14 protein-coding genes are annotated in these 12270 nt (G+C 58.2%); 5 read left to right on the top strand and 9 right to left on the bottom strand.

The features are described 5' to 3' along the window. Positions 1 to 8 precede the first annotated feature (8 nt). Entirely contained in the window at positions 9 to 728 is a 720-nt protein-coding gene (locus ACTRW9_RS13145) for a methyltransferase domain-containing protein (protein WP_442429693.1), read from the top strand. Next, the gene (locus ACTRW9_RS13140) at positions 729 to 2039 is read left to right on the top strand and encodes an NAD(P)/FAD-dependent oxidoreductase (RefSeq protein WP_442429692.1); all 1311 of its coding nucleotides are present in this window, start codon (positions 729 to 731) and stop codon (positions 2037 to 2039) included. A gap of 13 nt (positions 2040 to 2052) precedes the next feature. Here ACTRW9_RS13140 and ACTRW9_RS13135 read toward each other — a convergent pair whose 3' ends face one another. Both ACTRW9_RS13135 and tsaB read right to left on the bottom strand, forming a co-directional pair. Continuing rightward, complete coding sequence (locus ACTRW9_RS13135) at positions 2053 to 2280, bottom strand: YdcH family protein (protein ID WP_442427721.1); 228 nt, start codon at positions 2278 to 2280, stop codon at positions 2053 to 2055. A 33-nt stretch (positions 2281 to 2313) separates the two neighbouring features. Beyond that, positions 2314 to 2997, bottom strand: a complete 684-nt coding sequence (tsaB, locus tag ACTRW9_RS13130) for a tRNA (adenosine(37)-N6)-threonylcarbamoyltransferase complex dimerization subunit type 1 TsaB (RefSeq protein WP_442429691.1) — start codon at positions 2995 to 2997, stop codon at positions 2314 to 2316. Positions 2998 to 3473: 476 nt separating this feature from the next. Between tsaB and ACTRW9_RS13125 the strand changes: the two genes are divergently transcribed. Next, positions 3474 to 3686: a hypothetical protein gene (locus ACTRW9_RS13125; protein ID WP_005009460.1), complete on the top strand. Its 213-nt coding sequence runs from the start codon at positions 3474 to 3476 to the stop codon at positions 3684 to 3686. Between the two features lie 156 nt (positions 3687 to 3842). Beyond that, positions 3843 to 5024 (top strand): ribonuclease D, encoded by a 1182-nt coding sequence (gene rnd, locus ACTRW9_RS13120; RefSeq protein WP_442429690.1) that lies wholly within the window; start codon positions 3843 to 3845, stop codon positions 5022 to 5024. A gap of 33 nt (positions 5025 to 5057) precedes the next feature. Here the strand turns inward: rnd and ACTRW9_RS13115 are convergent, their stop codons facing one another. After that, on the bottom strand, positions 5058 to 5663 hold the full coding sequence (locus tag ACTRW9_RS13115) for a TPR end-of-group domain-containing protein (protein WP_442429689.1): 606 nt from the start codon (positions 5661 to 5663) through the stop codon (positions 5058 to 5060). A 110-nt stretch (positions 5664 to 5773) separates the two neighbouring features. Here ACTRW9_RS13115 and mutL point away from each other — a divergent pair, with 110 nt between their 5' ends. After that, positions 5774 to 7705 (top strand): DNA mismatch repair endonuclease MutL, encoded by a 1932-nt coding sequence (gene mutL / locus ACTRW9_RS13110; protein WP_442429688.1) that lies wholly within the window; start codon positions 5774 to 5776, stop codon positions 7703 to 7705. 58 nt (positions 7706 to 7763) lie between these two features. Here mutL and ACTRW9_RS13105 read toward each other — a convergent pair whose 3' ends face one another. From ACTRW9_RS13105 to ACTRW9_RS13080, 6 genes are all read right to left on the bottom strand, one after another. Continuing rightward, the gene (locus tag ACTRW9_RS13105) at positions 7764 to 8285 is read right to left on the bottom strand and encodes a helix-turn-helix domain-containing protein (protein ID WP_442427716.1); all 522 of its coding nucleotides are present in this window, start codon (positions 8283 to 8285) and stop codon (positions 7764 to 7766) included. Positions 8286 to 8490: 205 nt separating this feature from the next. Next, positions 8491 to 9276 (bottom strand): tetratricopeptide repeat protein, encoded by a 786-nt coding sequence (locus tag ACTRW9_RS13100; protein ID WP_442427715.1) that lies wholly within the window; start codon positions 9274 to 9276, stop codon positions 8491 to 8493. Then, positions 9273 to 9662: an aspartate 1-decarboxylase gene (gene panD, locus ACTRW9_RS13095; protein WP_005009469.1), complete on the bottom strand. Its 390-nt coding sequence runs from the start codon at positions 9660 to 9662 to the stop codon at positions 9273 to 9275. The genes ACTRW9_RS13100 and panD overlap by 4 nt, the downstream gene beginning before the upstream one ends. Beyond that, positions 9644 to 10510, bottom strand: coding sequence for a pantoate--beta-alanine ligase (gene panC, locus ACTRW9_RS13090; RefSeq protein WP_442429687.1), 867 nt, complete (start codon positions 10508 to 10510; stop codon positions 9644 to 9646). The genes panD and panC overlap by 19 nt, the downstream gene beginning before the upstream one ends. Before the next feature lie 19 nt (positions 10511 to 10529). Next, positions 10530 to 11381: a 3-methyl-2-oxobutanoate hydroxymethyltransferase gene (panB, locus tag ACTRW9_RS13085; protein ID WP_442429686.1), complete on the bottom strand. Its 852-nt coding sequence runs from the start codon at positions 11379 to 11381 to the stop codon at positions 10530 to 10532. A gap of 246 nt (positions 11382 to 11627) precedes the next feature. Beyond that, positions 11628 to 12266: a deoxynucleoside kinase gene (locus ACTRW9_RS13080; protein ID WP_442429685.1), complete on the bottom strand. Its 639-nt coding sequence runs from the start codon at positions 12264 to 12266 to the stop codon at positions 11628 to 11630. Positions 12267 to 12270 lie beyond the last annotated feature (4 nt).

The following is a 12270-nucleotide window of genomic DNA, read 5'->3' as shown; positions in this document are numbered from 1 at the left end:
TCACCCGCATGTTCGCCCCGCCCCGCAACCTTCGTGATGAACTCCTGGACCTCGACCAGGCCCCGTTCGAGGAAGTCAAAGACAGTCTGAACGACGTGCGCCGAGTGAACCGGTACCTCAGCGGGTACAAGGTGCTCCTGCACCACATGCGTCCGTTTCTGGAATCCCAGCCCGAACGCGTGCCGTTGACCGTGCTCGACGTGGCGACGGGATCGGCGGACCAGCCCATCGAGCTGGTGCGCCTGGCAAGACGCATGCAGCGTCCCATCCGTGTGGTGGGACTGGACGTCAACGCCAAGATGCTGCGTTACGCGCAGGAAGAGACGCGGCGTTACCCGGAAATCCGTTTCGTGCAGGGCGACGCGAAGCACATGCCATTCCCCGACGGCGCGTTCGACGTGGTCATCAACAACCTCGCTTTGCATCATTTCTCGGAAGAGAACGCGGTGATCCTGCTCGAGCAGTTCACGCGTTTGTCGAGGCGGGGCGTGGTGGTCAATGACCTGCACCGGAGCCGCGTGGCGTGGGCGTCGATCTACATCCTCACGCGCCTGCTCACAAACAACCGGCTGACACGATACGATGCGCCGGTGTCGGTGATGAACGCGTTCACGCCGGGAGAGATCGCCGACCTCGCGCGCAAGGCGGGGTGGCGCGACTTCAAAGTGCACCGGCATTTTCCGTACCGCATCGCGCTGGTGGAAACCAAACCGCCGGAGCCTGCTTGAATGTCAAAGGAAAGTGTGATGTCGAAAACCTATGATGCGATCGTGATCGGAGCGGGACCTGCCGGCGCCGCCACGGCCCTGCTGTTGCAAGACAAAGGGTATGAAGTGTGCGTGGTCGAACGGGCGCGTTTCCCCCGCGACAAGGTGTGCGGCGAGTTCATCAGCCCCGCCGCCGATTCCATCCTCGAAAAACTCGGCGTGCTGTCGGCGATCGAGGCGACCCATCCTCTCCGGCTGCGGGGCGTTGCCATCTCCGCCTACGAAAGGGAGGAGCTTGCCATCGACTACCCGCCGCATGAAGGCCGCGTGATGACCAGCCTGTCGCTTCCGCGCCTGTCGTTCGACCACATCCTGTTTTCGAAAATGCAGGAGCGCGGCATCGCAATTTTGCAGGAGCACCAGGTGGACGACCTGGTGTTCGACGCCGGGGTTGTGACGGGTATCACCGGGCGCGATCCGGACAACAAACCGTTCACTTTGCATGCGCGGGTGGTGGTGGATGCGGGCGGCCGGAACTCGGTGTCGATTCGCCGGATGGGATTGAAGCGCGGACCCAGGCTGCGCCGCGGCAAGGTCGCGCTGGCGGCGCACTGGACGAACGCACGGCTTCCCGCCGACTACTGCTACATGCACATCAGCCGTCCCGGTTACACCGGCATGGCACCGGTCGGGGAGGGTACGGTCAATGTGGTGCTGGTGGTCGATTCCGACCGAGTCAAAGGAGAGGATGTCGGTGCCTTATACCGTAAAGTGGTACTGGGCAACGCCCGGCGTCGGGATATGCTTGAGGGTGCGGAACCGGCCGAAGGTGTGCGCACGGTGGATTCCCTGGCGTTCGAGGTCGATCCGCTTCCCTGCGGCGGGCTGGTGCTGGTGGGCGATGCGATGGGGTTCATCGATCCGTTCACCGGCGAAGGCATCTATCTCGGATTACGAAGTGCGGAACTGGCGGCGGCGACACTGGATGTTGCATTGCAAAGAGGGGATGTGTCGCGATGGATGCTGGAACGGTATGCCATCCGAAGGAAGCAGGAGTTCCACAAGAAGTTTGTGCTGAGCCGGATATTACAGAAGCTGATTTACCGGCCCGGCCCCTGCCGGAGCGTGGTGCGCCTGCTCGCCGGGAACCCGACTTTGGCGGCGACGCTGGTGGGGGTGATCGGCGATTATCTTCCCGCCGGGCGCGTGGTGTCCGTGCCCTTTTTGTTGAGATTGGTCTCAGCCTGGGTGCGGTCGCCTGCCGGAGCGCGGTCCCTCAAACTCTCCCCTCAGTCCACGCTCGACAAGCGTCCCCTCCCGGAGGAGGGGTGACAGTCGCTGTTTTTCAACTGGCTTCCGGTTCCAGTGTCTCCAGCATGCTTTCCAACTTGTCCTTGCAGATCAGTTTCTGTTTCTGAAAATTTTTCTTTTCCAGTTCTTCTTCCGGTGTCAGGTAGGGACGTTTGTTGAGTTCCTCGACCTGGTGTTTCAGACGGGTGTGTTCATCAAACAGGCGTTCGAATTCCGGGATTTCACTTTTGGCTTTTTCGAGGACTTCCGGATCGATGTCCATGGGTGGGTCTCCTTCCTCTAAATTATATGTGGGTCAACCTTTGTAATTGAGTTCGGCCTCGGATTTGCGGATGTATTGAATCTTTAAGGTATTGAGATCGTAAGAGCGCTCGCGTTCAAATCGCGTTGCCGCCCACAGGGCCGCACCGGCGGCGACGCTTCGGACCTGTGCCGTTTCTTCCGTGAGAAAACAGTCGCCCAGTTTTTCGCGGAATACATTCTGATAGACGGTCGCACCGGGGCCGACGAACAGGGTGGGCCGCTCGATACATCCACACAGTGCTTCCGGGGCCAGAACCCGGTCCTCCATGTCACGTGTCCATTGGTTTTGCCCGCGGGAAAAGCGGGCGGCGTACACTTCCTTTTTACGGGCGTCGAGCACGGCACAAAGGGCCTCCTTTTCCGTTTCTACGGTGGCGGCCCAGGCATCGAAGGTGCCGACACCCAGAAACGGTTTTTCCGTCGCCAGCACAAACCCTTTCAGCAGGCTGATGCCGACCCGCAGACCTGTGAACGATCCCGGTCCGGTGGTCACGGCAAAACCGTCCATCTCCTCAAGACGAACTTTGTTGTCGGTCAACACGCGGTTCACCAACTCCAAAAGCCGGTTGGAAAACGCGGGTTTCCCTTGTGAGGTCAATTCCTGAAGGATGTTTTGGTCTTGAAGGAGGGCAACGCTGCATTGCGGGGTCGATGAGTCGATTGCCAGAATTCTCATCGGACTCCCTCTTCAATGTAATTATGTTGAAACCTTTTCATGGTTCTGTCCGCCCATAAAAGGCATTCCGTATCACCTTCAACTTAGGCCATTCGCGGGCAAAAGTCAACGCTCCCCAAAAATGGCTTAATCCGCATAAATCAGGGGGTTTATGAGGAAGGGCGGGGCCAAATGGTTGATTCCATAATGGAAAAAATATCGTCTCTCACGTTGCCGGAAAAATCAAGACGCGGCGTCTAGGCCGTTTCCACAGGGGAACAGAAACGGGCCAGCAAGAGGTTCCGGGTCAGGTTTTGCATCCTTAATTATTGATTTTATTGGGTTTATTTTCTTGACAATAATCCGGCTTGCGGTTAATTTACAAGGCAGACTGCAAAATTGGTTATAACTAACTGAATTTATTATTTTTACATGATTAGTTTTGAATGTCGTGAGGGGATGGGGAACCAACGTTTCATTCAAAGGGGAGGACGATCATGTTCTACCAAGTCAAGATTCTGGATGCCCAGGGCAATGTCAAGAAGGTGATTTCTTCCAACAAACTCAGCCGCAACCACTGGAAGCAGAACGACCAGGCGCAGGACCACAAACTGACGGTGGAGTTTGAGGAACTGGAGGAGGAATCCCTCAACACGCAGACTGTAGGAAGCAGGGTTTCGGTGTTCAAGCTGGACGATTCGGTGGATTGAAAAGCAAGAGCTGAATGGCACTCTCCGTTCGCTGCCGTTATAATACCCTCATTCAGTTGGAATCAATGCTTCGTTGAAAATGGAACCGGGCTTGGCTAAGCCGGGTTTGCCGGGGCTGCCGGGGCCAGAGGGCCCTGGATAGAAATTCGAGATGCCATGTATGTAACCACCGAAAGCGGGTTGGCCGACCTCATCGCTCAACTTCAGGACTGTGACCAACTCGCCATCGATACGGAGTTTGTCCGCGAAAAAACCTATTTCCACCGCCTTGGGCTGGTGCAACTGGCGTGCGATGGAATCTGTGCCGCCATCGATCCCATTGCCGTTCCCAACCTCGATCCGTTGATCGACCTGCTTAAGCGCCGCGACATTTTAAAAGTGTTTCACGCAGGCAAGCAGGACCTGGAAATCCTGTACCGGCTGGCGGGGGAGGTCATCGAACCCGTGTTCGACACGCAGGTGGCGGCGGCGATGATAGGCTGGGGCGCGCAGATCTCGTTTGCCAAGCTTGTCAAACGTGCGACCGGCAAACGTCTCCACAAAAATGAAACCTACAGCGACTGGTGCCGGCGTCCCCTGAGCCCCAACCAGATCGAGTACGCCCTGGACGACGTGCGTTTCCTGGTCCCGGTGTACGAGAAGATCGTCGCCCAGTTGAAAAAACTCAACCGGCTGGATTGGGTGCAGGAGGAACTGAAATCGCTCACCGATCCCGAGCAGTTTGAGCTTCCCGATCCCCAGAACCAGTTCATGCGCGTCAAAAACGTGCGTACCCTGAAGCCGAAACAGATGGCGGTTCTGCGAGAGGTCGCGGCCTGGCGGGAAAAGGAAGCACGGCGCCGTGATTGCCTCGCCAAGTTCATCATCCGGGACGAGACGCTGTTGCAAATGGCCCGGCAGTGCCCGGAAACCCCCCGGCAATTGCAGGACCTGCGCGGCATGAACGGCAAGGAAATCCAGAACCACGGCGACACGCTGGTGAAACTGATCCAGAAGGGACGCTCCATCCCCGAAGACGAGTATCCCGAATTGCCGGAAGGCACCAGCTACGCCACCACCCGCGGCGTGGAGGAGTTGCTTGCGGCCTACGTGCAGATCCGTTCCGAGGAGTTGCGCATCGAACCCCATATCCTGGCCGACCGCAAATTGATTCATTCCTTCGTGCGCTTTCATGAACAGGAGGACAACCTGGACGAGCATCCGCTGTTTCATGGCTGGCGCAAGCACCTCATCGGCCGTGATCTGCATATGATTCTGGAAGGCGAACAGGGGCTCATCATCAACAAGAAGGGCCGCGTGGGCCTCATCAATCCCCAACCCAACCCCAATCCTTCCTGACCGCTTCAAACCTTCACATTTATCAACGACAGCTCAACCCAACGTGTTCATCCACATCTTGAACGCATCGGTCCGGCGCAGGGACGCGAGGTCGGGATCCTTCCGAATGGCGTCGAACTCCCGGTACCCCAGCTGAACCGATTGCTTGAGAGCGTCGAGCGCTTGTTCGTTGTGGTCCTGCAGGGCGTGGTAGCAGGCGAGGTTGTAATACAGGTGCGGGCTTTTCGGTTCCATTTCCTTCAGGGTGTTGAGTGTCTTCAAAGCCGCGTCGAACTGCCGGCCCTTCAGGTACGCACTGCTGAGGTTGATGTACACCGGGTGCAGGTGCTTGTCGTGGCGAAGAGCCATGTTGTAATTGCGGACCGCTTCTTGCCAGTCGCCGCGGCCCAGGAATCCGTTGCCTTCGTTGTAGTGGTGAATGGCCATACGGGTCTCGTCGCTGGCACGGTTTTTCGAACCTTCGGAAAAACCGCCTGGCTGGGCATCGCCCGGCGTCTTTGTGCCGGAGCCTTCGCGCGCAGTGTTTTCCCTGGGTGAAGGATCGTTGAACGAAGCCTGGTCGCTCCACAGGGCGAGTCCCATAAACACCACCACCAGCACGGGCAGGTAGCGCTGGACGATGTGAGGCGGAATCTTCATACCCCTAGAATACCTGAGTTGCGGGGCCGATTGCATCCCCAACAGGGCAGGGTTTCAGAGGGGGCCGGCGGGGGTTGCAATCGGCCGCGATTGGTTTAAAATCCGGGAAGTTGTCCGCTTCGCAGGCGGTACAGGCCGCCACACTGCTTGCCCGCCAACCGGGACCCGGTGCCATGACCATCCAGATATTGCCAGACAACCTCGCCAACCAGATCGCCGCCGGCGAGGTAGTGGAACGCCCCGCCTCCGTCGTCAAAGAGCTGGTCGAGAACGCCATCGACGCCGGGGCGACGCGAATCGCCATCGAGGTCGAGGGTGCGGGCAAGGAATCGATCACCGTCCGTGACAACGGATGCGGCATGAATCCGGATGACGCCAGGCTGGCGCTGGCGCGGCACGCCACGAGCAAGATCTCCCAGCCCGGGGACCTGGTGTCGATCCGCACCCTGGGGTTTCGCGGCGAAGCGCTTCCCAGCATTGCGTCTGTGGCGAGGGTGCGGCTCACCACCTGTCATGCGGAAGGGCAGGCCGGGACCGAGGTGACGGTCGAAGGCGGTGACGCTTCTACGGTCAAAGAAACCGCGTGTCCCAAGGGAACCACGGTGGAAGTACGGCAGTTGTTTTTCAACACGCCGGCGCGACATAAATTTTTGCGGCGCGACCAAACCGAGGCGGGGTACATCACGCAAGTGGTGCAGCAGCAGGCTCTGGCGCATCCCGGCATCCAGTTTTCGCTCTCACACAACGGACGCACAGTGGTCAACACCCTGCCGACGGACCAGGTGCTGTACCGCATCGCCGAGCTGTTCGGTCCGGAACTCACCCGCGAACTGCTCCGTGTGGAAAAACAAGAAGGACGCTACCGGATCGAGGGTTACATCTCGAGTCCCATTCTCACGCGGTCCAAGCGAGACGACCAGTTCAGCTTCATCAACCACCGTCACATCCGGGACAAAGTCATTCTGTCGGCGACGCAGAAGGGATACAGCCACCTCCTGCCGCGCGGCCAGCATCCGGTCCTGTTTTTGTATTTCACGATGGACCCGGACCTCCTTGACGTCAACGTGCATCCGGCGAAAGCGGAGGTGCGGTTCGCGTACCAGAGCGAGGTGTACCGGTTTGTGATGGAAGCCATCCAGGAATCGCTGGCCGGAAACGAAAAATCCGGCCTTCCGGAGCAAAAGCCCTTTGCGCCTTCCGAACCGGCAGGTCCAGGCGCAGTCCCCCATGTGGCCAACGGAGCGTCTACAGAGACCTACACCAGTGTGCCGCGTCCGCACCTGGAACGCGGCCCGGCGGGACCGCCGCCGCGTTACCAGCAGACGCATTCGTTTCAGGAGATGGGGCAGGCGCTCCAATCGTTTTACGGCAAAGGCGAGGGACACGGCTCCGTGCCACCCGGCAGCCTGCCGCCGGAGATCGACCTGTTCCGCACCAAACCACGTGCGGTGTCGGACATGATCTACTCCGACTTCGAACCTTTGGGTCAACTCAACAACTCGTTTATCGTCATGCAGGGGCGGCGCGGCGTGCTGGTGGTGGATCAGCACATCGCCCACGAGAGGGTTTTGTACGAACGGTTCAAGAAGGCGGCAATGGAACGCAAGGTGGAGATTCAGAACCTGCTGTTTCCGCTGGCCATCGAGTTCGCACCGGCAGAGGCTGAGGCGCTGGCGGGGGAGTTGCCGGAGTTGGCCAGGCTCGGCCTGGAGATGGAAGCGTTCGGCACCAACGGGTTTTTACTGCGGTCGGTGCCCGCCATACTCAAGTCCCACGACCACGAAGCCGTGGTCCGGGAGATCGCCGCGGCGCTGGCCCGCGACGAAGCCCAGCACAGCCTGCAGGACAAGTACGACGACGTCATCATCATGATGTCGTGCAGGAACGCGATCAAGGTCAACCACCCAATGGAGCTCGACCAGATCAGAAAACTCCTGCACGATCTCGAGATGACCGAGATGCCCTACACCTGTCCGCATGGACGCCCCATCGCGCTTCTCTTCGATATCGAAGACATCCTCAAGCAGTTTCACCGCAAATAAAAAAGGCGTCCCCTGTTGAAAGGAGACGCCCTGTTATCGTTCCGGAAAAGCCCGGCGGTCACTTGACCGTGATCTTTTTGATCGACTTGACCATCTTTTTGAGCTTCTGCGTGTTCTTGGCTTTCAGCACTTTTTTAGGCGTCTGCGCACCATTGCCCGCACGTTTGCGGCTGAGCGCCCAGTCCTGCACTTCCTTCAGGCATTTTTCCCTGGAACGCGGAGTCAGCTTGCGGTAATGGCCGAGCAGTTTTTTCTCGTTGGGCGTGGCGGTGATGTAGAAGTCTTCCTTGATGCCCTTGAACATCAGCCGGCCTTCGTTGAGCGACCCGCCTACAACCTCGATGTTGTCCGCTTTCACCGGCGGCAGTTCGCTGTCCGGACGGGTCAATTCCTGCATGCTGACCCGGGTGGTCAGCAGGCGGTCGAGAGAAATATCGGCCAGCCGGGCGAGCTTGATGAGCACCGCCACCGGGGCATCGCGTTCCCCGGATTCATATCGAACGTAGGTTCGAAAGCCAATGTCCATGATCTGGGCGAAAGCCATCTGCGTGCATTTCAGACTTTTCCGGATCGTTCGCATGTTCTCAGATAAAACCGTCATAGTACCTCTTTGGAAAAAATCCCGGGTTGGTAAACGGTTCCCATCGGTACGTTGATCCTGTTTTCAGTATAGAAAAAGGAAGGGGGGCTTTTCAAAAAAACATTCCCGTTTCGGCCCAGAAAATGAAGGGATGAAATATCTCCTGTTTTGGAGGGCAAACGGATGCGGAAACTGGAAAGGACCCTCAGGCCAGCTCGATGCCGTTTTTGCGCAGGAATTTGTAGGCCTCGTCGATCCAGCGGCGCTCTTTTTCCAGCTTGTAGTCCGGGAGATCTTTCGAGGAGCCGATGATGCTTTTCATGTAATCGATGGCTTCCTGCTTCTTGCCACGCTTGTCGAGCAGTTTGGCGTAGTGGTAGTACGCCTTGAAGAAATGGTAGGAATTGATGACCGCTTCGTAGGTTTCGAGGGCCTTGTCTTCCTGCCCGGAAAGGCGGTAACACTCGGCAAGTCCGAAGATGGCGTTGCCGTAATCGAACTTCTTGTCGATCTCCACCAGCTCCTCGAGCACCTCGGCGGCCTCGGAGAAGCGGCCCTGGCCGTAGTAGCACTTGGCGAGACCGTAGCGCGCCTCGTTCATTTCCGGATCGCGCTTGACCGCCTCCTGAAACGGCTCGATGGCCAGGTCGTATTTCTTCTGTTCGAGGTAAATCTGGCCGAGCTTTTCGTAGTGGTAAGCCTTGTCGTATTTGCCGATCAACTCCTTGAGTTGCAGGGTCTCTTCCGTGTCCAGTTCCTTGCGCGGTGCGCTGGGCTGGAAAAACGTGGACCTGCTTGTGCTTTGTTGGTCAGCTCCGTTGCCGGACGGCGCGGAAACCCGGTTTTTAACCGCAAAGAAGTAGGCAATGGCGCCCACCGGCATCAGCACGATCATTACGATGATCCAGACGAAGTGCTCCTTGCGGTTGATGCAGTCGATGCACATGTATGTGGTGAAGATCAGCGAGGCGATCCAGAATATTTCCGTCATGAAAAAGCTTTTTCAGAAAAGGCCAAGGCCCCCTGCCTTTCAACGACCTGATTGGATTCGTTCAGCAGAAGAACTTTGGGTTTGTAATCATTGCTCTTATTTACGCTCATCATACCATAAGCGGCAATTATAATGCGATCATTTCTCTCCACCATCCGGGCGGCGGCGCCGTTGACGGAAATCCGGCCCGAATTACGCGGTCCGGGGATGACGTAGGTCAGAAAGCGGTTGCCGTTGTTGATGTTGTAAATATGGACCTGTTCGTAGGCCAGGATGTCCACCTCGTCCATCAGGTTTTCATCGATCTCGATGCTTCCTTCGTACTCGATGTCGCGGTCGGTGACCGTGGCCCGGTGGAGCTTCGCGGTCAGCATGGTTCTTTGCATGGCACTCTCTCAATCAAACAGTTATCGATCAACCTGGCTTTCCCGACGAACACCGCCAGGGCCACCAGGGCCTTGTCATGAATGACTTCCAACTCCTCAAACGTGTCTGCATCGCAGACCGATACGTAATCGATGTGCGCATCGGGGTACGGGGCGAACACGGATTCCATTTCCCGGCGCAGGAGGGCGACGTCGGTTTCCCCCGCCTCGACGCGCTCCCTCGCCATCTGGAGAGCGCGGTTGAGGGACAGCGCGGTATCGCGCTGAGCCGCACTCAAATACTGGTTGCGCGAGCTTTTTGCCAGCCCGTCCGCCTCGCGCACAATGGGACACCCCACAATTTTCGTGTCCAGGTCCAGGTCCTTCACCATGCGGCGGATGACATGCAGCTGCTGGCGGTCCTTTTCGCCGAAATAAGCCGTGTCCGGCTGGACGATATGAAACAATTTCAACACCACCGTGGTCACCCCCTGGAAGAATCCGGGACGGCTTTTGCCGCAGAGGTGGCCGGTAATGCCCTCGACGGTCACCGTGGTCTGGAATCCTTTCGGGTACATGAGATCACGCGTGGGCAAGAACACCGCATCCACCCCCAGAGGCTCCAGCAGGTTGCGGTCAGCCTCCCAGTTGGCCGGGTAGGTGTCGAGGTCCTCGCCGGGACCGAACTGCTTCGGGTTGACGAAGATGCTGACCACGGTGAGATCCGAGTCGGCGAGCGACCGCTGGACCAGACTGAGGTGCCCTTCGTGCAGGGCCCCCATGGTGGGGACCAACCCGAGGGAGCGACCCGCGCTCCGGGCCCTTTGAGACCACGCTTTCATGTCCGCGATGGTGCGAAGGATTTCCATGATGCCGTCATCCGGGGATTCAGGAGGAACCCTGGTTGCCCGCCTCCCTGAGAGGTTTGCGTTTCAGGTTGTAGGTGTGTTCGGCGGTGGGGAAGGCGCCGGTCTGCACCTCGTCCACATAATCGCGGAGCGCGCCTTGTACCGCCTCCCCCAGTTCGGCGTAGCGCTTGACGAATTTGGGGGTGAACTCCTGGTTGAGGCCCAGGAGGTCGTTGAGCACCAGGATCTGTCCGTCGCAATCCTTGCCCGCTCCGATCCCGATGGTGGGAATGTCGACTTCACTGGTGATTTCGGCAGCCAGTTCCGCCGGAATGGCTTCCAGCACGATGGCGAACACCCCGGCCTTCTGCAAGGCCAGCGCGTCCTTTTTGATCTGGCGCGAGTCGTAGTAATTCTTGCCCTGCACGCGGTAGCCGCCGAACTGGTGGATTGACTGCGGCGTGAGGCCGATGTGGCCCATCACCGAGATACCCGCATCGACCACGGCACGGATGCGGTCGGCGAACTTCTGGCCGCCTTCCAGTTTCACCGCTTCGGCACCGCCTTCCTGGATGAAGCGGCCCGCGTTGCGGATGGTTTCCTCGTCGGAGACGTGGTACGACATGAACGGCATGTCCCCGACCACCAGCGCGCGGCCGGTGCCCCGGCGCACGGCACGGGTGTGGTGGATCATTTCGTCCATCGTTACCGGAAGCGTGGTGTCGTATCCCAGTGACACCATGCCGACGGAGTCACCCACCAGCACGAGATCGATGTCAACGTCATCCAGCAGGCGCGCCATGGAGTAATCGTAGGCGGTGACGGCGGTGATTTTGCGTCCGGTCTTTTTGCGTTCGATTAGGGCCGGCAGGGTCATGCGTTCGGTGTTCATGGGAACCCACTTCAAAAAAGCCGGGATTCCGGGGACCGGACAGGTCCCAGAGACAGGGAGGGAGGGGGCGCACCCGGTACACCGCTCCAAATTGAAACGCCCCAGGTCTTGTGGTGACCATGGGGACGATGAGGGCGTTCGGGTGTCGAAAGGTTGCAACGCTTTTTGGTTTAAAGCCCCCTCTCTCAGGGGGTCTCCGACCGCGTATGGCCTTTTGCTACTCGGTGTCGCTCCGTCCCGGTCTTGTCAGGATCCAAGCGGATTGTAATATTCTCGACCTATTCTATGACTATTGATCTTTTGAATCAACTCCTTGAGATCGATTTTTTTGTCAACGATATCGATTTTATTGGTGTTCACCACGAGAAGGGGCGTTTCCGTGTAATAAAAGAAGAAGTTATTGAATGCCCGATTGACCGAATCGAGGTACTCGTAGTCGATCAACTGCTCGTAGTCGCGGCCGCGTTTCTCCACACGGGTGAAGAGGATGTCGGTGTCCGCCTGAAGGAAAATGACCAGGTCCGGCTTCGGGATCTTGATACGCACCAGGTTGTAGATCTGCTGGTAAAGCGTGTATTCGTGGTCCTTGAGGTTCAACTGGGCGAAGATGTGGTCGCGCTGGAACAGGTAGTCGGTGACGACGACGCTGCTGAACAGGTCGCGCTGGGCGAGTTCCCGGTACTGGTTGAAGCGGCTCAGTAAAAAAAAAACCTGGGTCTGGAAGGCGTTGGCTTCGCGGTCCTGGTAGAACTTGTCGATGAAGGGGTTGTCCTCGTCCACCTCGAGCACCAGTTTGGCGTCGAATTCCTGGGCCAGCCTTCTGGCGAGCGTGGTTTTCCCCGCGCCGATGCCGCCTTCAATTGCGATGAACCTGGGTTCGTTCATGAGA

It is taken from the genome of Nitrospina sp. 32_T5 (genome assembly GCF_052156635.1).
In the GTDB taxonomy this organism is placed as follows: domain Bacteria; phylum Nitrospinota; class Nitrospinia; order Nitrospinales; family Nitrospinaceae; genus Nitrospina.
Note: the sequence above shows the minus strand (reverse complement) of the source record. Positions and strands in the feature narration are given on the sequence as shown.

Bases quoted from the DNA above. Each gene is read 5' to 3' on its own strand.
- ACTRW9_RS13135 (WP_442427721.1), bottom strand. From the start codon at position 2,280: ATGGACATCGATCCGGAAGTCCTCGAAAAAGCCAAAAGTGAAATCCCG.
- ACTRW9_RS13100 (WP_442427715.1), bottom strand. From the start codon at position 9,276: ATGACGGAAATATTCTGGATCGCCTCGCTGATCTTCACCACATACATG.
- panB (WP_442429686.1), bottom strand. From the start codon at position 11,381: ATGAACACCGAACGCATGACCCTGCCGGCCCTAATCGAACGCAAAAAG.
- ACTRW9_RS13145 (WP_442429693.1), top strand. From the start codon at position 9: ATGTTCGCCCCGCCCCGCAACCTTCGTGATGAACTCCTGGACCTCGAC.
- ACTRW9_RS13105 (WP_442427716.1), bottom strand. From the start codon at position 8,285: ATGCGAACGATCCGGAAAAGTCTGAAATGCACGCAGATGGCTTTCGCC.
- ACTRW9_RS13080 (WP_442429685.1), bottom strand. From the start codon at position 12,266: ATGAACGAACCCAGGTTCATCGCAATTGAAGGCGGCATCGGCGCGGGG.
- ACTRW9_RS13115 (WP_442429689.1), bottom strand. From the start codon at position 5,663: ATGAAGATTCCGCCTCACATCGTCCAGCGCTACCTGCCCGTGCTGGTG.
- ACTRW9_RS13140 (WP_442429692.1), top strand. From the start codon at position 729: ATGTCAAAGGAAAGTGTGATGTCGAAAACCTATGATGCGATCGTGATC.
- rnd (WP_442429690.1), top strand. From the start codon at position 3,843: ATGTATGTAACCACCGAAAGCGGGTTGGCCGACCTCATCGCTCAACTT.
- ACTRW9_RS13125 (WP_005009460.1), top strand. From the start codon at position 3,474: ATGTTCTACCAAGTCAAGATTCTGGATGCCCAGGGCAATGTCAAGAAG.
- panC (WP_442429687.1), bottom strand. From the start codon at position 10,510: ATGGAAATCCTTCGCACCATCGCGGACATGAAAGCGTGGTCTCAAAGG.
- panD (WP_005009469.1), bottom strand. From the start codon at position 9,662: ATGCAAAGAACCATGCTGACCGCGAAGCTCCACCGGGCCACGGTCACC.
- tsaB (WP_442429691.1), bottom strand. From the start codon at position 2,997: ATGAGAATTCTGGCAATCGACTCATCGACCCCGCAATGCAGCGTTGCC.